At 72.8% G+C, this 20,596-nt stretch carries 17 protein-coding genes; 8 read left to right on the top strand and 9 right to left on the bottom strand.

What is annotated here, in order from left to right; genetic code table 11:
- The first annotated feature begins 101 nt into the window (after positions 1 to 101).
- Positions 102 to 1,289 (top strand): hypothetical protein, encoded by a 1,188-nt coding sequence (locus tag ACIP84_RS28130; protein ID WP_401801381.1) that lies wholly within the window; start codon positions 102 to 104, stop codon positions 1,287 to 1,289.
- 80 nt (positions 1,290 to 1,369) lie between these two features.
- Here the strand turns inward: ACIP84_RS28130 and ACIP84_RS28125 are convergent, their stop codons facing one another.
- The 4 genes from ACIP84_RS28125 to ACIP84_RS28110 form a co-directional block, all read right to left on the bottom strand.
- Entirely contained in the window at positions 1,370 to 3,544 is a 2,175-nt protein-coding gene (locus ACIP84_RS28125; RefSeq protein ID WP_401801378.1) for a fructose-specific PTS transporter subunit EIIC, read from the bottom strand.
- Complete coding sequence (pfkB, locus tag ACIP84_RS28120; RefSeq protein ID WP_401801375.1) at positions 3,541 to 4,494, bottom strand: 1-phosphofructokinase; 954 nt, start codon at positions 4,492 to 4,494, stop codon at positions 3,541 to 3,543. The genes ACIP84_RS28125 and pfkB overlap by 4 nt, the downstream gene beginning before the upstream one ends.
- On the bottom strand, positions 4,491 to 5,252 hold the full coding sequence (locus ACIP84_RS28115) for a DeoR/GlpR family DNA-binding transcription regulator (protein WP_401801373.1): 762 nt from the start codon (positions 5,250 to 5,252) through the stop codon (positions 4,491 to 4,493). Before ACIP84_RS28115 ends, pfkB begins: the two co-directional genes overlap by 4 nt.
- 227 nt (positions 5,253 to 5,479) lie before the next feature.
- Positions 5,480 to 7,021: an MFS transporter gene (locus ACIP84_RS28110; RefSeq protein ID WP_401801370.1), complete on the bottom strand. Its 1,542-nt coding sequence runs from the start codon at positions 7,019 to 7,021 to the stop codon at positions 5,480 to 5,482.
- Positions 7,022 to 7,083: 62 nt separating this feature from the next.
- Between ACIP84_RS28110 and ACIP84_RS28105 the strand changes: the two genes are divergently transcribed.
- Positions 7,084 to 8,043 (top strand): helix-turn-helix transcriptional regulator, encoded by a 960-nt coding sequence (locus ACIP84_RS28105; RefSeq protein ID WP_401801368.1) that lies wholly within the window; start codon positions 7,084 to 7,086, stop codon positions 8,041 to 8,043.
- 170 nt (positions 8,044 to 8,213) lie between these two features.
- Here ACIP84_RS28105 and ACIP84_RS28100 read toward each other — a convergent pair whose 3' ends face one another.
- Positions 8,214 to 9,215, bottom strand: coding sequence for a sigma-70 family RNA polymerase sigma factor (locus ACIP84_RS28100; RefSeq protein WP_355964081.1), 1,002 nt, complete (start codon positions 9,213 to 9,215; stop codon positions 8,214 to 8,216).
- Between the two features lie 382 nt (positions 9,216 to 9,597).
- On the opposite strand from ACIP84_RS28100, the gene ACIP84_RS28095 reads away from it, so the two are divergent.
- Positions 9,598 to 10,644, top strand: coding sequence for a questin oxidase family protein (locus tag ACIP84_RS28095; RefSeq protein WP_401801365.1), 1,047 nt, complete (start codon positions 9,598 to 9,600; stop codon positions 10,642 to 10,644).
- 60 nt (positions 10,645 to 10,704) lie between these two features.
- Here the strand turns inward: ACIP84_RS28095 and ACIP84_RS28090 are convergent, their stop codons facing one another.
- Positions 10,705 to 11,511, bottom strand: coding sequence for a dioxygenase (locus tag ACIP84_RS28090; RefSeq protein WP_055602683.1), 807 nt, complete (start codon positions 11,509 to 11,511; stop codon positions 10,705 to 10,707).
- Positions 11,512 to 11,636: 125 nt separating this feature from the next.
- On the opposite strand from ACIP84_RS28090, the gene ACIP84_RS28085 reads away from it, so the two are divergent.
- On the top strand, positions 11,637 to 12,125 hold the full coding sequence (locus ACIP84_RS28085; RefSeq protein WP_401801362.1) for a MarR family winged helix-turn-helix transcriptional regulator: 489 nt from the start codon (positions 11,637 to 11,639) through the stop codon (positions 12,123 to 12,125).
- 90 nt (positions 12,126 to 12,215) lie between these two features.
- Here the strand turns inward: ACIP84_RS28085 and ACIP84_RS28080 are convergent, their stop codons facing one another.
- Complete coding sequence (locus tag ACIP84_RS28080; RefSeq protein ID WP_401801360.1) at positions 12,216 to 13,745, bottom strand: MFS transporter; 1,530 nt, start codon at positions 13,743 to 13,745, stop codon at positions 12,216 to 12,218.
- Positions 13,746 to 13,878: 133 nt separating this feature from the next.
- On the bottom strand, positions 13,879 to 14,544 hold the full coding sequence (locus tag ACIP84_RS28075) for a TetR/AcrR family transcriptional regulator (RefSeq protein WP_355964086.1): 666 nt from the start codon (positions 14,542 to 14,544) through the stop codon (positions 13,879 to 13,881).
- Positions 14,545 to 15,086: 542 nt separating this feature from the next.
- On the opposite strand from ACIP84_RS28075, the gene ACIP84_RS28070 reads away from it, so the two are divergent.
- Positions 15,087 to 16,358: a M6 family metalloprotease domain-containing protein gene (locus ACIP84_RS28070; protein ID WP_355964087.1), complete on the top strand. Its 1,272-nt coding sequence runs from the start codon at positions 15,087 to 15,089 to the stop codon at positions 16,356 to 16,358.
- Between the two features lie 26 nt (positions 16,359 to 16,384).
- Here ACIP84_RS28070 and ACIP84_RS28065 read toward each other — a convergent pair whose 3' ends face one another.
- Entirely contained in the window at positions 16,385 to 18,187 is a 1,803-nt protein-coding gene (locus ACIP84_RS28065) for a class I adenylate-forming enzyme family protein (protein WP_401801357.1), read from the bottom strand.
- 260 nt (positions 18,188 to 18,447) lie between these two features.
- On the opposite strand from ACIP84_RS28065, the gene ACIP84_RS28060 reads away from it, so the two are divergent.
- From ACIP84_RS28060 to ACIP84_RS28050, 3 genes are all read left to right on the top strand, one after another.
- Entirely contained in the window at positions 18,448 to 18,987 is a 540-nt protein-coding gene (locus tag ACIP84_RS28060) for a hypothetical protein (protein ID WP_401801355.1), read from the top strand.
- A gap of 130 nt (positions 18,988 to 19,117) precedes the next feature.
- Entirely contained in the window at positions 19,118 to 19,954 is an 837-nt protein-coding gene (locus tag ACIP84_RS28055; RefSeq protein WP_355964090.1) for a DUF4097 family beta strand repeat-containing protein, read from the top strand.
- Positions 19,955 to 19,992: 38 nt separating this feature from the next.
- Positions 19,993 to 20,511, top strand: a complete 519-nt coding sequence (locus ACIP84_RS28050; RefSeq protein ID WP_401801353.1) for a hypothetical protein — start codon at positions 19,993 to 19,995, stop codon at positions 20,509 to 20,511.
- The last annotated feature ends 85 nt before the right edge of the window (positions 20,512 to 20,596 follow it).

The following is a 20,596-nucleotide window of genomic DNA, read 5'->3' as shown; positions in this document are numbered from 1 at the left end:
CCCGCAGGTGCGGTCCGATAAACCAATTAACGGAAGTAGGAGTTCCGCTTCCTCGGACCTCACTCGCACCGGATCGGATCCGGTGGAGGAAGGAGCACTGCATGCGTCCTGATGCCAGGACCAGGTCCCCGCTCGGCCCGCTCCCCCGACGACGCCCCTGGCGCGCCGGCGGGGCCGTCGCCTCGGTCGCACTCGTTCTCACCGGCTTCGCCTCACCGGCGATGGCCACCACACGGCCCGAATCCCCCGGACTCGGCGCCTCGGACATGGTGACGACGGACCAGTCGACGGGCGGCCACTGCGAGGAGCGGCCCCCGCACCACCCGGACGGACCGCCCCCGCACCACCAGGACGGCCCCCCGCCGTGGGAGCAGGACGGCCCGCGCCACGCCGAAGCGGCCGGCGGCTCTCCCTCGACCGACTCCCTCCAGGCGTTCCTGGACGAGCAGATCCAGCCCCTGGTCGAGGGCGGGCCGACCGCCGCTCTGCGTGCGGTCCCGGGCGGTGGCGGCGACGACTGCAACGTCGGCCCGACAGGACCTCCCGGCCCTCCGGGACCGACGGGCGCGACCGGCGCCACCGGCGCCACCGGGGCGACCGGTGCCACTGGAGCGACAGGTGCCACGGGGGCGACGGGTGCCACTGGGGCGACAGGCGCCACCGGGGCTGACGGGGCGACGGGCGCGACCGGCGCCACGGGTGCCACCGGCGCCGACGGAGCGACCGGCGCGACCGGTGCCACGGGCGCGACCGGCCCTGACGGAGCCACGGGCGCCACAGGCGCCACGGGCGCCACCGGTGCGACGGGTGCCACAGGTGCCACAGGCGCCACAGGCGCCACGGGTGCCACCGGAGCGACCGGCGCCACCGGTCCGTCCTCCTGCTACGAGATCGACAGCTACGCCCCCTCGAACACCGAGGAGTTCAGCGCCGCCCTCATCAACGGCAAGGCGTACGCCGGTATCGCCACGACCACGGGCGGCGGCATCACGTGGACGGACCTGACCGACGCCCTGCCCGACGGCCGTCCCTCGAACTACCCGGCCAACGCCTGCGGCATCTCCATCACGGACCAGGGCAACGACGCCTACATCAAGGTGGTCACCACGGACGGGACGGTGTGGCAGACGCACGGGGACACCAACGGAGGGAACTTCGACTGGGTCGAGCCCTGGTCGCCCCAGACGGCCATCCCGACTCTGCGGACCCAAGCAGGGAAGGAGTTCAAGGGCGACCTGGCCTTCAGTGGCGGGCCGAACCGTCTCCCGAGGACGATGAACCGCTCCTGACGGAGCGGTGACACACCGAGGGGCGGCGCGTTCGCCGATACCGCACCGCCCCTCGTGACCGGCCCCGGGCCGGGACCGGGTCAGGCCGCCGCGGCCACCCCGGTCCCGGACGGGGCCTGTTCGCCGTCCTGAGCCGAGTCCTGAGCCGGCACCGGGGCAGCTTCCGCCGCCGCCCCCTCCGTAGGCTTCCGCAGGCCCTTGAGGAGGATGACGACACCCGCGCTGACGACCGTGCCTGCCACGATCGCGAGCAGGTAGAGCAGCGGGTTGCCGATCAGCGGCAGCACGAACAGGCCGCCGTGCGGGGCTCGCAGGGTGCACTCGAAGGCCATCGACAGGGCGCCGGTGACCGCGCCGCCCGCCATCGTCGCCGGGATGACCCGCAGCGGGTCGGCGGCGGCGAACGGAATCGCGCCCTCGGAGATGAACGAGGCCCCGAGTACCCAGGCCGCCTTGCCGTTCTCGCGTTCGGCACGGGTGAAGAGCCGGCCCCGGACGGTCGTGGCGAGGGCCATCGCGAGCGGCGGCACCATGCCCGCCGCCATCACGGCGGCCATGACCTTGAGGGACCCCTCGTTGGGGTTGGCGAGGCCGCCGACGGCGAAGGCGTACGCGACCTTGTTGACCGGGCCGCCGAGGTCGAAGCACATCATCAGGCCGAGGATGACGCCGAGGATGACGGCGTTGGCCCCGGAGAGGCCGGACAGCCAGTCGGTGAGCGCCTTCTGGAGCGAGGCGATGGGCTTGCCGACGACGAGGAACATCAGGAAGCCGACGACGATCGAGGACAGCAGCGGGATCACGACCACCGGCATGATGCCTCTGAGGACGGCGGGGATCCGCACCCGCTGGATGGCGAGGACGGTGCCGCCGGCGAGCAGACCGGCGACGAGGCCGCCGAGGAAGCCGGCGTTGACGGTGAGCGCGATGGCTCCGCCGACGAAGCCGGGGACGAGACCGGGGCGGTCGGCCATCCCGTACGAGATGTAGCCCGCGAGGACCGGTACGAGGAAGCTGAACGCGAGCCCGCCGATCTGGAACATCAGGGCGGCCCAGCTGTCCGTCTGGCCCCAGACGAAGTGCTCGGTGACCGAGGGGGCCTTGTCGATGTCCCAGCCGCCGATGGCGAAACCGAGGGCGATGAGGAGGCCGCCTGCGGCGACGAAGGGAACCATGTAGCTCACGCCGGACATGAGCCACTTGCGGAGCTTGGTGCCGTACCCCTCGCCGGGCTCGCCCGCCTTGTCGACAGGGGTCGCTGCCGTGGCGGGGGCGGAGACCTCGCCTCGGGCGGCCTTCTCCCTGACCTCGGCGATGAGTTCGGCGGGACGGTTGATGCCCGCCTTGACGCCGACATCGACGGTGGCCTTTCCGGCGAACCGTTCCTTCTCCCGTACGGGCACGTCGTGCGCGAAGATCACGCCGTCGGCGGCGGCGACGACGGCAGGGTCGAGCCGGGTGAACCCGGCGGATCCCTGCGTCTCGACGACCACGTCGACGCCGGCGGCGCGGCCGGCGTTCTCCAGGGACTCGGCTGCCATGTAGGTGTGGGCGATACCGGTGGGGCAGGAGGTGACGGCCACGATCCGGAAGGGCGCGCCGCCCCGAGCCCCCTCCCCCTCCCGCTCGGGCTCACGCGCAGGCGCGGGCACCGGCTCGGGCTCGGATGCGGGCTTCGGCCCGGATCCGGACCCCGACTCGGATCCGGACCCCGACTCGGATCCGGACCCCGACTCGGATCCGGACCCCGACTCGGATCCGGACGCCGACTCGGCCGCCTCCGAGACGCCGGCCGCCTCCGAGGCCCCCGGCGCCTCCTCCCCCGCGATCAGCGCCGCCGCCTCCGCCGGGGAGGCCGCGCCGCGCAGCGCGCGCGTGAACTCCTCGTCCATCAGGTGCCGGGCCAGCGAGGAGAGGATCGTCAGATGGGCGTCGTCCGCGCCCGCCGGGGCCGCGATCAGGAAGATCAGGTCCGCCGGGCCGTCCGGGGCGCCGAAGTCGACGCCCTCCGTCGCGCGGCCGAACGCGAGGGTCGGTTCCGTGACATGGGCGCTGCGGCAGTGCGGGATGCCGATGCCGCCGTCCAGGCCGGTCGGCATCTGGGCCTCGCGTGCCGCGACGTCCGCGAGGAAGCCGTCGAGGTCGGTCACCCGGCCGAGGGCGGCCATGCGCTCCGCGAGCAAACGGGCCGCCGCCTCCTTCGTGTCGGCGGACAGGTCGAGATCGACCAGGTCCGCGGTGATCATCCTGCTCATCGCGGGCTCCCTTGCTCGCTGAGGGTGAGGTCCAGGGGTACGTCGGCGGTCACCGTGACCGCCGCCGGGTTCAGGTCGCCCGGGGTGGGCATCTCGCTTCCGGGCAGTTGGACCGCGGCCGCTCCGTGGGCCACGGCGGCCGCCAGCGCCTCGGGTCCCTCGCCGCCCGCGGCGAGGAAGCCCGCGAGGGAGGCGTCGCCCGCGCCGACGTTGGAGCGGACTGCGGCCACGGGCGCGGAGCCGTACCAGACGCCCTGGCCGGTGACGAGGAGCTGGCCGTCGGCGCCCAGGCTGGCAAGGACCGCGCCCGCGCCCCGTTCAAGGAGTTCCCCCGCGGCCTTCGCCGCGTCGCCGACCGTGGTCAGCGGGCGGCCCACCGCCTGCGCCAGTTCGTCGGCGTTCGGCTTGACGACGTCCGGGCGGGCGGCGAGGGCCGCGAGCAGGGAAGGGCCCGAGGTGTCGAGCGCGATCCGCGACCCGGCGCCGTGCGCGCGGGTGACCAGCCGGGCGTACCACTCGGGGGCGAGCCCCCGCGGGAGGCTGCCGCAGCAGGCGATCCACTCGGCGGCCGGCGAGTACGCGCCGACCGTCGCCAGGATCGTCTCCGACTCCTCCTCCGTCAGCTCGGGACCCGGCGCGTTGATCTTCGTCAGCGTGCCGTCGGGCTCCGCGAGCGCGATGTTCGAGCGGGTGTGCCCGGCGACCGGCACCGGCGCGACCTCGATGCCCCGGCCCGCGAGGAGTCGGGCGAGGAGGGCGCCCGGGGCCCCGCCGAGCGGGACCACGGCGACCGTGCGGTGGCCGGCGGCGGCGACGGCCCGCGAGACGTTGACGCCCTTGCCGCCGGGGTCGACGCGTTCGGCACCGGCGCGCAGCACCTCGCCGCGCTGAAGCGCGGGAACCTCGTACGTCCGGTCCAGGGAGGGGTTGGGGGTGACGGTGAGGATCATGCGCGGACGACTTCCGTTCCGGCCGCCTCGATGGCGGCGGCGTCCTCGTCGGTGAGGCCGCGGTCGGTGATGAGCAGGTCGACGTCGGTCAGGTCGCCGAAGCGGGCGAAGTGCTCCTGGCCGTGCTTGGCCGAGTCGGCGAGGAGGACGACCCGGCGGGCTGAGGCGATCACCGCCCGCTTGACGGCGGCCTCGGCGAGGTCGGGGGTGGTGAGTCCGTGTGCGGGCGAGAAGCCGTTGGCGCCGAGGAAGGCGACGTCGGCGCGGATCTCCCCGTACGCCCGGAGCGCCCAGGCGTCGACGGCGGCCCGGGTGCGGTGCCGTACGCGTCCGCCGACCAGGTGGAGGTCGATGCCGGGGTGGTCGGCGAGCCGGGCGGCGGCGGGGAGGGCGTGGGTGACGACGGTCAGCGCGCGGTCGAGCGGGAACTCGGCGGCGAGCCGGGCGACGGTCGAGCCGGCGTCGAGGACGACGCTGCCCTCCTCGGGCAGTTCGGCGAGGGCGGCCCGGACGATGCGGTCCTTCTCGTCGGCCGCGGTGGACTCGCGCTCGGCCAGGTCGGGCTCGAAGTCGAGCCGTCCGGCGGGGATGGCGCCGCCGTGGACCCGGCGGACGAGCCCGGCCCGGTCGAGGGCCTTGAGGTCGCGCCGTACGGTCTCGGCGGTGACCTGGAACTCCTCGGCGAGGGAGAGGACATCGACGCGTCCGCTCTCGCGGGCGAGCCGCAGGATCTCTTGCTGACGCTCCGGTGCGTACATAAGGGTTTACGTCCGTTCGATGCCCGAACCTGTGGTTTCAGGGTCAGGCTACGCCCGAGTTTCCCTCAAGTAAACGGACTCGGGCACTGAAGCGGGCAGGAACGGACATCCGTCCGTCCCCGGACAGGACGAAGGGCCCTGCTCCCGGGGCGATTCCCCGGGACCAGGGCCCTACGTGCGGCCGGCTCAGTGCGTCCGGCGGCCCGCGCTACGCGCCGAAGGACGGCTCAGTGCGCCAGCGCCGGCTCCTTCTCGATCACGGCGTCGCCGTCGTCGCCGCCGTCGCCACCCTCCAGGTGCTGCTTCGGCTTCGCCGGAAGCGCGAACATCACCAGGAAGATCACGGCGAGCACGACCGCCACCCAGCCCATCGCGTTCTGGAAGGCGTCGGCGAACGCCAGACCCGCCTCGGTCGGAGACTTCGGCGCGGGCTTGCCGTCGATCACGCCGAAGAAGACGACCGACACCAGGCCGAGCCCGAGCGCGTTGCCCATCTGCCCGGTCGTGTTGATCAGACCCGAGGCCGAGCCCGCGTGCTCCTTCGGCACCTCGGACAGGACCGCGTCCGTCAGCGGCGCCACGATCAGACCCATGCCGAGACCCATGACCACCAGCGGCGGAATCATCTGCCAGGACTCGATCTCCGTCCCGTACCGGCCCGCCTCGAAGAGGTAGAGCAGCACGCCCGCGATCATCGTCAGCGCGCCCGCCTGGAGCACCTTCCGGCCGAAGCGCGGCACCAGCTTCTGCACCGAGAGACCGGCCGCCGTCGACACCGCGATGGAGAAAGGCACACCCGTCAGACCCGCCCGCAGCGGGCTCCAGCCCAGGCCGATCTGCATGTAAAGGGTCCAGACCAGGAAGAAGATGCCCATCACGACACCGAAGGTCAGCTGCACCGCGATACCCGCGGCGAAGCTCTTCACCTTGAACAGCGACAGCTCGACGAGCGGCGAGCCGTCCTTCTTCGTCTTGTACTTCTCGTACGCGACGAGCGCGCCGAAGACGACCAGGCTGCCGGCCATCATCAGGTGGCCCCACAGCGGCCAGTCCAGCTCACGGCCGCGCGTCAGCGGGTAGATCAGCATCAGCAGCGCGGCCGTCACGAGCAGGACGCCCACCATGTCGAGCTTGAGCGCCTTCGGGGCCTTCGACTCGGTGATGAACTTCCGGCCCAGGAGCAGGCCCGCGATGCCGACCGGCAGGTTGATGAGGAAGATCGGGCGCCACTCCAGGCCCGCGATGTTCCACTGCGTGAGCAGCGCGCCGAGCAGCGGACCGGAGACCGCGCCCAGACCGATGATCGCGCCGAACATGCCGAAGACCTTGCCGCGCTCGTGCGCGGGGAAGGTGACGTGGATGATCGACAGCACCTGCGGCACCATCATCGCGGCCGCCGCGCCCTGGAGCAGGCGGGAGCCGACCAGCATCTCCTGGTTGGCCGCGAAGCCGCAGAGAGCGGAGGCGAGCGTGAAGCCCGCCGTGCCGAGGAGGAACAGCCGCTTGCGGCCGTAGATGTCGCCGAGCCGGCCGCCGGTGATCAGACCGGCGGCGAACGCGAGCGCGTACCCCGCGGTGATCCACTGGATGGCCCCGAAGGAGGCACCGAGGTCCCGCTCGATGCTCGGGATCGCGATGTTGACGATCGTGGCGTCGACCAGGTCCATGAAGGCGGCCGTCATGACGATGGCCAGGGCTATCCAGCGTCGTTTGTCGGACGTGTCGGTGGGGGCCGCGTCCGTGACGGCGTCGGCGTCGTGTGCACTCATACGGAGAAGATAAAGGCCATCTAGGTCAAATGATGTCCTAGATGGCCCTCATCCTGAGACGTATGACGGACACCCCGGTACGACTCCTGAATCTGCTCTCGCTCCTTCAGACCCCGCGCGAGTGGCCCGGAAGCGAGCTCGCCGAACGGCTCTCGGTCTCCCCGCGCACCATCCGCCGGGACATCGACCGGCTCCGTGACCTCGGCTATCCCGTCGAGGCGACACTCGGCGCGGTCGGCGGCTACCGGCTCGTCGCCGGTACGGCCATGCCGCCGCTCCTCCTCGACGACGAGGAGGCCGTCGCCATCGCGGTCGGGCTGCGGGCGGGGGCGGGGCACGCGATCGAGGGCGTCGAGGAGGCGTCGGTACGGGCCCTGGCGAAGCTGGAGCAGGTCCTGCCGGCGCGGCTACGGCACCGGGTCTCGACCCTGCAGAACGCGACGCTCCCGCTGACGCGGGGGGACGGTGCGACGGTCACCCCCGCCACTCTGACCACCCTCGCCGGCGCGGTCACCGGCCGCGAGAAGCTCCGCTTCGGGTACCGGGCGGGCGACGGGGCGGAGTCGAAGCGCCTGGTCGAGCCCTACCGGCTGGTCTCCACCGGGCGCCGGTGGTACCTGGTGGCGTACGACCTGGGGCGGGAGGACTGGCGGACCTTCCGGGTGGACCGGGTGAGCGACCCGCTCGCGACGGGGGCCCGCTTCACACCGCGGGAGCTGCCGGCGGGCGACGCGGCACAGCTCCTGGTCCGCTCGATGTCGCGGGCGCAGCCGGAGCTCGACCTGGACGTCACCTTCGAGGCGCCGGCCGACTTCGTCACGGCGCGGCTCCCGTCCCACCTGGTCCCCACGGCGACGGGCCCGGCGAGCTGCCGCCTCCGCACCCGCTCGGCGGACTCGGTCGAATGGCTGGCCATCCGCCTGGCCCTGGTGGACGCCCCCTTCACGATCCAGAGCCCACCGTCACTGCTGACGTACGTGGAGGACCTGGCCGCGCGGCTGACGGCGTCGACGGTGGGGTGAGGACGGGGTGGACGGCTGCGCCCGGCAGGGCGCAGCCGCGGGTCCCCCGCGCCGTCGGTGGCAGCAGGGAGTGCGGCGCACCGCGGGGGACAGACCGCACACGGTGCGGATGCGGGCCGGGCCCGGGGGCTCGCCCCAGGTCCCGGCCCGCACCGCGCGCCCCGGCCGCCCTAGGCCACCGCGTCGAAGCCCGTGTCGTGCGCCATCTTCTTCAGTTCGAGCAGCGCGTGCTTCTCGATCTGCCGGATCCGCTCGCGCGTCAGACCGTGCTGCTTGCCGACCTCCGTCAGCGTCCGCTCGCGTCCGTCCTCGATCCCGTACCGCATGCGGATGATCGAGGCCGTCCGGTGGTCCAGCTTGTCGATGAGGTCGTCGAGCTCCTCGCTGCGCAGCAGCGTGAGCACCGACTGCTCGGGCGAGATCGCCGACGTGTCCTCCAGGAGGTCGCCGAACTGGGTCTCGCCCTCGTCGTCCACCGACATGTTCAGCGAGACCGGGTCGCGCGCCCAGTCGAGCACGTCGACGACCCGCTCGGGCTTGGTGTCCAGCTCGGCCGCGATCTCCGCCGGCTCCGGCTCGCGCCCGTGCTCCCGGTTGAACTCGCGCTGCACCCGGCGGATCCGGCCGAGCTCCTCCACCAGGTGGACGGGGAGCCGGATCGTGCGGGACTGGTCGGCGATGGACCGGGTGATGGCCTGGCGGATCCACCACGTGGCGTACGTGGAGAACTTGAAGCCCTTCGCGTAGTCGAACTTCTCGACCGCGCGCACCAGGCCCGCGTTCCCTTCCTGGATCAGGTCGAGGAGCGGCAGCCCGCTGCGCGGGTAGCGCCGGGCGACGGCCACCACGAGCCGAAGGTTGGACTTGATGAAGAGGTCCTTGGCACGCTCGCCCGCCTCGTAGAGGGCTTCGAGCTCCTCGCGGGACGCGCCGCCGGCCTCGGTCTCCACCTCGCCGTCGAGTATCTGCCGGGCGAAGACGCCCGCCTCGATCGTCTGGGAGAGCTCGACCTCCTTGGCGGCGTCGAGCAGGGGCGTACGCGCGATCTCGTCGAGGTACATGCCGACCAGGTCGCGGTCGGCGATCTCCCCGCCCACGGCGCGAACGCTGCTTGCCCGTGCGGCCCCGCTCTTGGCGGAGGTCTGACGACGGGCGACGGCACGGGTTGCCATGCGTGCTCCCTTGCTGAGTAGGTCGCGACACCTTTCGGGTGCCCTGCATCCGACGGAAACAACGACTGGAATCAGGACAGAATTCCCACCCGTCGCATGGATTTTCGCGATCATGCAGTATCCTGCGCGGCCGCCGCCCTTGCGGGCATGCTTCCGGAACCCACGGAGGTGCAGGTCAGACCGGGCACGAGGGGTGATTCGACGCCGCTCGCGGGGTCCCCGACCACGCCGTCGGTGAGACCGCGATCACATGCGGTGTCATCCCTCAAGACGCGTGGGCGGGCCATCGGGTTGCGCGCCCGTGGTCGGAGCCCTCTCGGCCTCCCGGACTAGGTCCCGAGCCCGTTACGGCCCACCCGTCCCCCGGCCTAGCGTCGCCCCCATGAGCGACGCATCCGGCACCGACGCATCCGGCACCCTCGACGAAGCCCTCGAACGTCTCCACACCACGGGCCCCGAGCGCAACGGGTGGCTCACCAACCACGCCCCCATGGCCGTCGAGGCCCTGGTCCGCAACGGTCAGGCCCGGGCCGTGCACCGCTGGCTGGATCACTACGCGCACAAGCTGGAGGAGCTGCCGCCGCCGTCCCGGCCGGTGACCGCCGACGGCTGGCGCGAGGCGCTCGGCGACCCGGTCCGGATCACCGACTGGACCCGCTTCTTCGGCCGCGAGCTCGACGCGCACCCCTGGCGGGAGGTCCTCGCCACGTGGTGGCCCCGGCTGCTGCCGGGGATCTCGGCCTCGGCGACGCACCCCGTGATCCGTACCGGCCACGCCGTACGGACCCTCCTGGAGTCCGAGAAGGCGTCCGGGGGCGGAGGAACGACCGCGCCCCGCCTCGCCGAGCTCGCCCACGCCCTCGGCTACTGGGCGGCCCGCAACAAGCCGCTGCCGCCGCTCGCCGCGCTGGCCGTGGCGCCGACGGCGGCCGCCGCGCTCGACGCCGTGCCGCCGGTCCCGGTGCAGGAGGGCGGAATCCGTGACCGGCTACCGCAGCTGACGGCGTTCCCGGTCTGGGGCGCGGCCTCGGACCCCGACACCGCGAAGGTCCTGCTCACCGAGCTGGTCACGGCGGCCACGCACCGGTACGCGACCCACGGCCACGGCGAGCCGATCATGCTGGTCCACGCGGCGACCGCGCCCAACGCGGTCCTGCGCGCCCTGCCCGCGCTCCCCCGCGAACTGTGGGCGCCGAGTCTGGCGGCGGCGTGGACGGCCGCGGCGGCGGTGACCGCCGCGTACACCCCGCCGGAGCCGGCCGCGTACACGCCGACCCTCCTCACCGCCGAGGAGGTCTTCGAGCGGGCGGCGGCGCACGGCGACGACCACACGATCAAGTTCACCGACACGGCGCTCGACGTCGGCGACCCGCTCGCCCTGGCCGCCGCGACCCGCTCGATCGAACTGAATCCACCACTGCTCCAGTGAGCTCGTGCACGGTGGGACCCGGCTCGGACGACGGGACCCGGCCCCCAGGGCAGGACACCCCTACCCGAACTGCACCGACCGCTTGGCGAGTCCCATCCAGAACCCGTCGATGACCGACCGCTCCGCGTCGAGGTCGCCCGCCGCGTCCGCCGCGCCCATCGTGACGAACAGGGGGGCGAAGTGCTCCGTACGCGGGTGGGCGAGGCGCCCGGCCGGCGACTTGTGCTCGAAGTCGAGGAGCGCGTCGACGTCCTGCGCGGCGAGGGCCTCGTGCCCCCAGGCGTCGAACTCGGCCGACCAGCCCGGCACCCCGCCGCCGGTGTGGCGGAGGGCGGCCAGGTTGTGGGTGAAGAACCCGCTGCCCACGATCAGGACGCCCTCGTCGCGGAGCGGGGCGAGCCTGCGTCCGATGTCCATGAGGCGGCGCGGGTCGAGGGTGGGCATGGAGATCTGGAGTACGGGGATGTCGGCGCCCGGGAACATCTCGACGAGCGGCACGTACGCGCCGTGGTCGAGGCCCCGGTCGGGGATGTCCTGCACGGGGTGGCCGGGCGCGCGGAGCAGCTTGCGGACGGCCTCGGCGAGCCGGGGTGCGCCGGGGGCCGCGTACTGGACGCGGTAGTAGTGCTCGGGGAAGCCCCAGAAGTCGTAGACGAGCGGGACGGTCTCGGTGGCGCCGAGGGCCAGCGGGGCCTCCTCCCAGTGGGCGGAGACCATGAGGATGGCCCTGGGACGCGGAAGGTCCGCGGACCAGGCGGCGAGTTCTCCGGGCCAGACGGGGTCGTCGGCGAGCGGCGGGGCGCCGTGGGACAGGTACAGGGCGGGCATCCGGGCGCGCGTGGCCTCTGTTTCCAGCGTGGCGTCCATGGCGACCACCTCCGGTTTCTCGATCTGGGGCAGGTTCTTGAAACTTCAAGCGTCCTGCTCCACACCGTAGATCTATGTAGTTCAACTTTCAAGAATGAGTCGTACGATTGGGCACCATGGGAGACATGACCGAACCCCGCTGGCTCACCGACGAGGAGCAGCACGTCTGGCGCGCGTACCTGCACGCCACCACGCTCCTCGAGGACCACCTCGACCGCCAGCTGCAGCGCGACGCCGGGATGCCGCACATCTACTACGGGCTCCTCATCCAGCTCTCCCAGGCCCCGCGCCGCCGGCTGCGGATGACCGAGCTGGCCAAGAGCGCCAAGATCACCCGATCCCGCCTCTCCCACGCCATCGCCCGCCTGGAGAAGAACGGCTGGGTACGACGCGAGAACTGCCCCTCGGACAAGCGGGGCCAGTTCGCCCGGCTCACGGACGAGGGCATGGAGGTCCTCCGGCAGAACGCCCCCGGCCATGTGACGGCGGTCCGCCAGGCCCTCTTCGACCGCCTCTCCCCCGATCAGGTGAAGCAGCTCGGCGCGATCATGCGCGTCATGGCCGAGGGTCTCGAACCCGCGGACGCGGACGCGGACCTGCCCTGGCTCCGCTGACGAGCAGCGGAACCAGGGCGGGAGTCAGACGACGTACGGGGCGCGGCCGTCAGGGATCAGGCCTACGGGGTACGGGTACGGCCTACCGGATCAGTGCGCGATGACCGGCACCTTCACCTCGTCCTCCGCGCCCTCGCCGGAGCCGGCGACGATCCCGGTGTCCGGCTTCCCGGTGTTGATCAGGGTGAAGGCGATCACGGCCGAGGCGACCAGGATGCCGACGGCCCACCAGATGGCCGCGGTGTAGCCCTCGACCATGCCCTGGAGCTGGAGCAGCTTCTGCGCGGCCGGAGTGGTCGCGCCCGCCGCGTTGTCCGTGAGGTACGCGGTGGTCGCCGAGGCGGCGATCGTGTTCAGCAGGGCCGTACCGATGGCGCCGCCGACCTGCTGCGAGGTGTTGACCATCGCGGAGGCCACACCGGCGTCCCGCGGGTCCACGCCGTGCGTGGCGAGCGACATGGCCGGCATGAACGCCGTACCCATGCCCAGCCCGAGCAGCAGCTGCGCGGGCAGGATCAGACCGGCGTACGAGGTGCCGATCTCCAGCTGGGTGAGCAGCAGCATGCCGACACCGGCGGTCAGGAAGCCCGGGGCCATGAGCAGCCGCGGCGGAACGCGGGTCATCAGCCGCGTGCCGATCTGCGTCGAGCCGATGATCATGCCCGCGATCATCGGGAGGAACGCGAAGCCCGTCATGACCGGGGAGTAGCCCTTCACGACCTGCAGGTAGTAGGTCAGGAAGAGGAACAGGCCGAACATCGCGATGACGGCGAGACCCAGCGACAGGTAGACACCACCGCGGTTGCGGTCGGTCAGGACGCGCAGCGGCAGCAGCGGGGACTTCACCTTCGCCTCGGTGAGCACGAAGGCGGCGAGCAGCACGGCGGAGCCGACGAACATGCCGATCGTGCCGGCGTCGCTCCAGCCCTCGGACTCGGCGCGGGTGAAGCCGTAGACCAGCGCGACCAGACCCAGGGTGGACAGGATCACGCCGGGGATGTCGAGCGTGGAGCGGTTGCGGCTGCCCGCGGGCTCACGGATGACGAGGTACGCGCCGACGGCGGCGACGATCGCGAACGGGATGTTGACGAAGAAGGTCCATCGCCAGTTCAGGTACTCGGTGAGGAAACCGCCGAGGATCAGGCCCACGGCGCCGCCACCACCGGCGATCGCGCCGTAGATGCCGAAGGCCTTCGCGCGCTCCTTGGCGTCGGTGAAGGTCACGGCGAGCAGCGAGAGCGCGGCCGGCGCGAGCAGCGCGCCGAAGGCGCCCTGGAGCGCACGGGCGCCGAGCATCATGGCCTCGCCGGACGCGGCGCCGCCGAGGGCGGACGCGAGGGCGAAGCCGATCAGGCCGACGACGAAGGTGCGCTTGCGGCCCCACAGGTCGGCGATGCGGCCGCCGAAGAGGAGCAAGCCGCCGAAGGCGAGGGCATAGGCGGTGATGACCCATTGCCGGTTGCCGTCCGAGATCCCCAGGTCCTGCTGGGCGGAGGGCAGCGCGATGTTCACGATGGTCGCGTCGAGCACGACCATCAGCTGGGCGAGCGCGATGAAGACGAGCGCCTTCCAGCGGCCCGGGTCGGGGTGGGTCACGGTGTTGGCGGGGACTTTCGGCATGGGGGTAGCCACCTCTTGGCGCGTACTGGTGAGAAAAGGGCGTGTAGGCAAGTCGAAGGAGCGGAGCGCGGGTCACGTGCCTCGGGTCACGTGAGCCCGAGGCCCCGGGGGAGGACGCTCACGGAGAGCGCGCTCAGGACGAGCAGGTGTCGCGTCTCAGGTCCTCCAGGGTCGCGGCCTTCCCGGGCAGCTCGGAGCGCGCGGGCGCCTCCAGGCCGTCGAGGAAGAGCAGCAGATGACGGCGGACGAACTGGTCGAAGGACGCGCAGCCCGATCCGGGCAGCGGCCGGGTCAGCTGGGAGAGCGCCACCATCAGGTCCCCGACGCCCACGTCGGTGCGCAGTCGGCCGGCCCGCTGCGCCCGGTCCACGAGGCCCTGGACGGCCTCCTCCAGGCGGTCGCGCTCGGCGATCAGGTCGGGGTGGTCCTTGTCGAAGGCGCCGTCGAGCATCGGGCACAGGGCGCCGACGCGCTCGTCGGCGGCGCCGAGGGCGAACCGGCGGAGGGCGGCGAACGTGTCGCTCTCCTCCTCGGCGGCCCGTTCGGCGACCTCGGTGACGCGGGCCATAAGCGAGAGGACGACCTCGTGGACGAGGTCGGTGCGCTCGGGGAAGTTCCGGTAGAGGGTGGCGTTCCCGACGCCGGCCCGGCGCGCGATCTCGTCGTAGGGCACCTGGGACCCGAACTCGACGAACATCTCGCGGGCCGCCGTCACGATCCGCTCGCGGTTGCGCAGGGCGTCCGCGCGCGGGCGGGGTACGCGCCGGGCGGGCGCGGAATCGGCGACGGTGCTGGTCACGCCACGACCTCCTCTGAGGGCTGAGGGTCATTCGAGGACATCCGGGGAGGCCCGACTCGCCCCCGAGATATCCGGGGAAGCACTCCCCACTTCACTGAACACAGTCATAAACGGGGACCCGGTCCCCGGTTATTTCCCCGAGCTGGTGTGACCTGGGTCACATCCTTGATTCGGCCCGGATCCCCGGTCGAGCACCGCTCGGCCGCGGGTCGACTCCCGGTCGATCACAGCCCGGCCGCCGGTCGGCCGCCGGTGGACTCCTGCTCGGCCGGCGCTCGGCCAACGGTCGACTGCCGCTCGGCCGCCGGTGGACTCCGGCTCGACCGGCTCTCGGCCGCCCGGTCGACTCCCGTTCGGCCGCTGGTCGAGCCCCCGGTCGGCCGGCGCTCGACCCCCGGCCGGTCCCCGCCCACCCGGTCCACCGATCGGGCCACCCGGCGCGCGCGCCGGAACCACTCGTCACAGAGTGATCGCACAGCGCGCCCTCGCGAGGACCGGAAGGGGCCGTGCCGCCGACCTGCCCCCACCGGAGAGGCGCCCGTATGCAGCACCCCCGACGACGGATACGCAGACCCGTCGCCATGGCCGCGACCACGGCGCTCTCCCTCACGCTGCTCGCCTCCGCGAGCACCACCCTCCCCGGACCCGCCCCGGCCTCGGCCGGCCCCGTGGCCGCCGCGCCCGACGGCGCCCAGCTGGGGCCCTGCCGGATCGCCACCACGCTCGGCGTGCAGATGTCGGAGGGACTCCCCACGGCCCCCGGGTACGTGCGCTCCACGGGCCGGGTCAGAGCCCTGAACCTGATGATCGACTTCCCCGACGCCGCCGGGGACGGCACCGCGATGGGGCGCTTCCGCGAGTTCTTCCCGCAGACCGCCGAGTGGTTCCGCGTCAGCTCGTACGGACGGCTGCACTACCAGGCCGAGGCCCCGATACCCGACTGGCTGCGCATGCCGAAGGCCTTCTCGGCGTACGGGATCGAGCGCGGCTCACCGTACGAACCGGGCTACCGCTCCCTCGTCGAGGACATCGTCACGGCCGCCGACCCGAAAGTGGACTTCAGCGCGTACGACCTGGTCAACGTCCTGGTCACGCCGAACGCCGGACCCTCCGCCCTCGACACCGTCCTGTCCGTGACCTTCTCCGGGAACGACGACGCCCCCTACGCGGACGGCGTGCCCCTGGCCAACACGTCCTTCGTCTACAGCCGCCAGGACGACGGCTCCGGCAGCTTCGGGGAGACCGGCTACCGGGTCCTGCCGCACGAGAACGGGCACGTCTTCGGCCTCCCCGACCTGTACACCTCGGACGGCGGCGGGACCGTCGGGCACTGGGACATCATGTCCGAGGACTGGGGCGCCAACAACGACCTGCTCGGCTGGCACAAGTGGAAGCTGGGCTGGCTCGACAACGACCAGATCGGCTGCGCGTCCAGCACCGGCACCGGCGACTACACGCTCACTCCGCTGGCGGTCGCCGGCGGCCCCAAGCTGGCGGTCGTCCCGCTCTCCGACACGTCGGGGTACGCGGTCGAGGTCCGCAGCAAGGAGGGCAACGACGAGGCGGTCTGCGAGCACGGCGTCCTCGTCTACCGGGTGGAGTCCGACGTGGACACCGGCCACGGCCCGGTGACCGTCTCCGACAGCGAGCACGCGAGCGGCGGCTGCACACGGCGCGCCAACGTCCACGCGGAGCTGTCGGACGCGCCCTACCGCCCCGGAGAGACCTTCACGGACCGGGCCAACGGCATACGGATCAGCGTGCTCGACGAGGACGAGAGCGGTACGTACCGGGTACGGATCACGCGGACCTGAGGCGGACCGCGCGGAGTCCGTTCACCTCACGCGCCGCCGGTCGGGCCGCCCTGACGGCCGATCGGCAGGCCGCCCCGCAACTCCCGCTTGAGGAGCTTCCCGGTCGGGTTCCGGGGCAGCTCCTCCTCGCGTACGAGGACATGGGCGGGCACCTTGAACGCGGCGAGGCGCGCGCCCACGTGCGTGCGCAGCTCGTCCACGCCGACGGCGGCGCCGGGCCGCAGCCGGACGACGGCCGCGACCTCCTCGCCCAGGAGCGGGTGCGGTACGCCGAGGACGGCGGCGTCGACGACGTCCGGGTGCTGCTGCAGCACGTCCTCGACCTCGACGCAGTACACGTTCTCGCCGCCCCGGACGACCATGTCGGTGAGCCGGTCGACGATGGTCACCCGCCCGTCCGCGTCCACGCGCGCGAGGTCCCCGGTCCTGAACCAGCCGTCCTCGGAGAACGCCGCGCGGGTCGCCTCCTCGTCGCCCCAGTAGCCGCGGACGAGGGACTGCCCGCGCAGCCACAGCTCGCCGACGCCCTCGGCGTCGGGCCGGTCGATCCGCACCTCGGTGACGGGCGTCGGCCGGCCCACGCTGCCGGGGTGGGCGCGGTACTCGGCGCCGACGTTGCACAGGACGCCGCCGCTGGTCTCGGTGAGCCCGTAGCCGTTGCGGGGTTCGAGCCGCTCCCCGTACCCGGCGGTGATCCCGTCGACGATGCCGGGCGGGGCGGCGGCGCCGCCGGTGCTGAGCAGGGTGAGGCTGTCGAGCGGGTCGCCGGTGGCGCGGGCGAGGTCGAGCAGCTGGAGGGCGGTGGTGGGGACGCCCGCGTAGTGGGTGACGCGGTGCTCCCGGATCAGTTCCAGGGCCCGGCCCGCGTCCCACTTCCGCATCATGACCAGGGTGCCGCCGGCGGCCATCACCCCGTAGAAGGAGGTGAACGCGGCCACGTGGAAGAAGGGGAACGTGGTCAGCGACACGGGCACGGGCCCCGTCCCGGGCACGTCCCCGCGCGCGAGGGCCGCGGCGGCGGCGAAGTACCGCGGGTTCATGGCGGCCCCGGCCTGCGCGAGGTGGGTGGCGACGGCACCCTTGGGGCGCCCGGTGGTGCCGGAGGTGTAGATGATGGTGGCGTCGTGCTCGGGCAGGACGTCGACGAGGGGCGGCCCGAGGTGCGGATCGGCATCGGGGACGTACGGGACGAAGCCGGCGGGTGGTACGGGGGTGGCGGGTACGGGCGCGGCCGGTACGGGAGCGGCCGGTACGGGAGCGCCGTCACCTTCCCGGTTCGCCCGGTCTGCCTGGTCTGCCTGGTCTGCCTGGTCCGCCCGGTCCGCTTTGTCCGCCCGGTCCGCCCGGTCCTCGCCGCTCTCCCCGTGGAAGACGATGCCGGGCACGTGGTTCCGGGCGGCCCACTCCCGTACCCGACCGACCCGCTCCCCGTCGACGAGCAGCACCGCGGGGGCGCAGTCGTCCAGGGCGTACGTGAACTCGTCCTCGGTCCACCAGGCGTTGAGCGGTACGGCGACGAGCCCGGCGAGCTGGGCGGCCCAGAAGGCGACCTGCCACTCGGGGTGGTTCCGCATGGCGACCACGGCCCGGTCCCCCGGCGTCAGCCCGTACTCCCCGACGAGCCGCCGGGCGAGCCCGCAGGCGGCGTCGAAGAACTCGCGGTAGGTCGTCCGCCCGTCCTCGGACACCAGGAACACCCGGTCGCCGTAGCCCCAGACGACCTCGACGAACTCCCTCAGCGTGCGGGGCCCGGAGGCGTACACCCCGTCCTCGACGGCGAAGGGAGCGCCGTCCGCAGTGAGCCGCTCGTCTCCACCTGGCACCGCCACCGCACAACCCCCTGAGCATCCGCTCGTCGTCCCAGCGCGGCGACGCTATGCGCACCCCCGAACCGGGTCAACCCCGAGGCCCCACCACGAAGGCCCGGGGCGGGGCGGAGACGGTAGAGGTGAAGACCGGTCGGGGGGGCGGGGCGGTGAAGGCCGCCGGCGGCCAGCGTGGCGCCAACTAGACAACACTCTGGCGCACCGTGGCGCACCGTGGCGCCAGATGACTTGCAATGGCGCCACGATGGTGCCACTATTGCGTCATGGACCTCACCCCGTACGTGGACAATCTCCGCCATGAGCTCGGCGTGGCCGCCCAGGCGGGCGGCGACGAAGCCCGCGCCCTGGCGGACCGGCTCACCGGACAGCTCGAGTCGGCCGCCCGGCTGACCCTGCTCAACGCCCTGTCCGACGCGATGGACGAGATCACCCGCGACCTCGCGCCCGGCTCGGTCGATCTGCGGCTGCGCGGGCTGAACCCCGAGTTCGTGGTGACCGCGCCGCCGACCGCCGACCTCTTCGAGGAGGCCGAGACCGCGCTGCCGGCCCCGCCGCCCCCGGTCACGACCCCGGTGGAGGGCGAGGACGGCGCCACCTCTCGCATCAACTTCCGGCCGCCGGCCCAGCTCAAGATCCGGGTCGAGGAGGCCGCGAGCCGCGAGGGACTGTCGGTCAACGCCTGGCTCGTCCGGGCCGTGGCCGCGGCCCTCGAACCGGGCGGCACGGCGGCCCGCACCACCCGCAAGGGCACGACGGGAGCGGGCCCCGCCGTCGGCCAGGGCTTCACCGGCTGGGTCCGCTAGCCACCCGCCCGCAGGGCCGGGCCCGCGCACAGCACGGGGCCCGCACCTCACCGGACCTGCTCACCTCACTGCCGCACCGAGGCACGTCACCCCGGCACTCACCTCTCCTCAGTCAAAGGACGGCACAGCCATGCCTACGTTCGACACCCCCGCACCCCTCTCCGCCACCGTCGAGATCGAGATCGGGCGGGCCCGCATCGTCGCCGGCAAGCGCACCGACACCGTCGTCGAGGTGACGCCGAGCGACCCCGGCGACAAGCTCGACGTCCAGGCAGCCGCCGACACCAACGTGACCTGCACGGGTGGAAAGCTGCTGGTCAAGGGCCCCAAGAAGCGCTCGCTCTTCGGCAAGATCGGCGCGGTCGACGTGACCGTCGAACTGCCCGCGGGATCGGATCTGACCTGCAGGACGGGCCTCGGTGAGCTGATCGGCGAGGGCCTGTTCGGGAACTGCCGCCTCACCACCGCCGCCGGGGACATCCAGCTCGACGACGCCGCGGCCGTACGGCTGAAGACCTCGCACGGCGACATCCTCGTCGACAGCACGAACGGTGAGACCGAGATCCACGGCTCCGGCCGGGTGCGGATCGGCCGGATCGACGGATCGGCGACCATCCGGAACCTCAACGGCGAGACCACGGTCGGCGAGATCACCGGCGAGCTGCAGGTGAACTCGTCCAACGGGCCCATCGGCGTGGGCCGTACGGAGTCCTCGGTCACCGCCAGGACCGCCAGCGGCGCCATCCGCCTCGGCGAGGTCGTCCGCGGCCGGATCACGCTCGACTCCGCCGCCGGGGGCCTCGAAGTCGGCATCGCCGAGGGGACCGCGGCCTGGCTCGACGTACGGTCCACAGCCGGCCGCGTACGCAACGAACTGGGTGCGGCGGAGGGCCCGGGCCAGTCCGAGGAGACGGTCGAGGTCCGCGGCCGCACGAGCGTCGGCGACATCGTCATCCGCCGCGCGTAGACGCCCGGAACAACGAACCGAGGGGGGACGGAAGCCCGATGGAACGCGGACCACAGACCAGCACCACCGGCGCCTTAGCCTCCTTCGTTCGCTTCGTGATTTTCGGCGGCGGAGTCGGCCTCGCCTCCAGCGCGGCCGTCGCCCTGCTCGCCGCCCTCCTGCCGTTCGCCCTCGCCAACGCGCTGGTCACCGTCGTCTCGACGATCCTCGCGACCGAGCTGCACGCCCGCTTCACCTTCGCGCCGGGGCTCCGGCCCCCCGCCGGACGCGGCCTGCTGCGCTGCGACCTCCGCCACCACCTGCAGTCCGCCGGAACGGCCGCCGCCGCCTTCTCCGTGACCACGCTCGCGATGCTCGTCCTGCACGCGATCGAGAGCACCCCCGGTCCCGCCGTGGAGCAGACCGTCTACCTCTCCGCCTCGGGCCTCGCCGGCATCGGCCGCTTCCTCGCACTGCGCCTGTACGTCTTCGCCAAGGCCCGCAAGCAGCCCGCGCCGGTCATCCTCGACCTCCACCGGCCCCCGATGCGCCGCGAGTTGCTCACCACCGCGTCCTGACCGACCGGGAGCGGCGACGATCCCGCCGCCCGGCCCCGCACCACGCGGGCTCTCGCGCACCGCACGCGTGCCCCCTGCTCACCGC

Source organism: Streptomyces sp. NPDC088707, from assembly GCF_044752725.1.
Lineage (GTDB): Bacteria > Actinomycetota > Actinomycetes > Streptomycetales > Streptomycetaceae > Streptomyces.
This window is presented reverse-complemented; position numbering and strand designations above follow the sequence as displayed.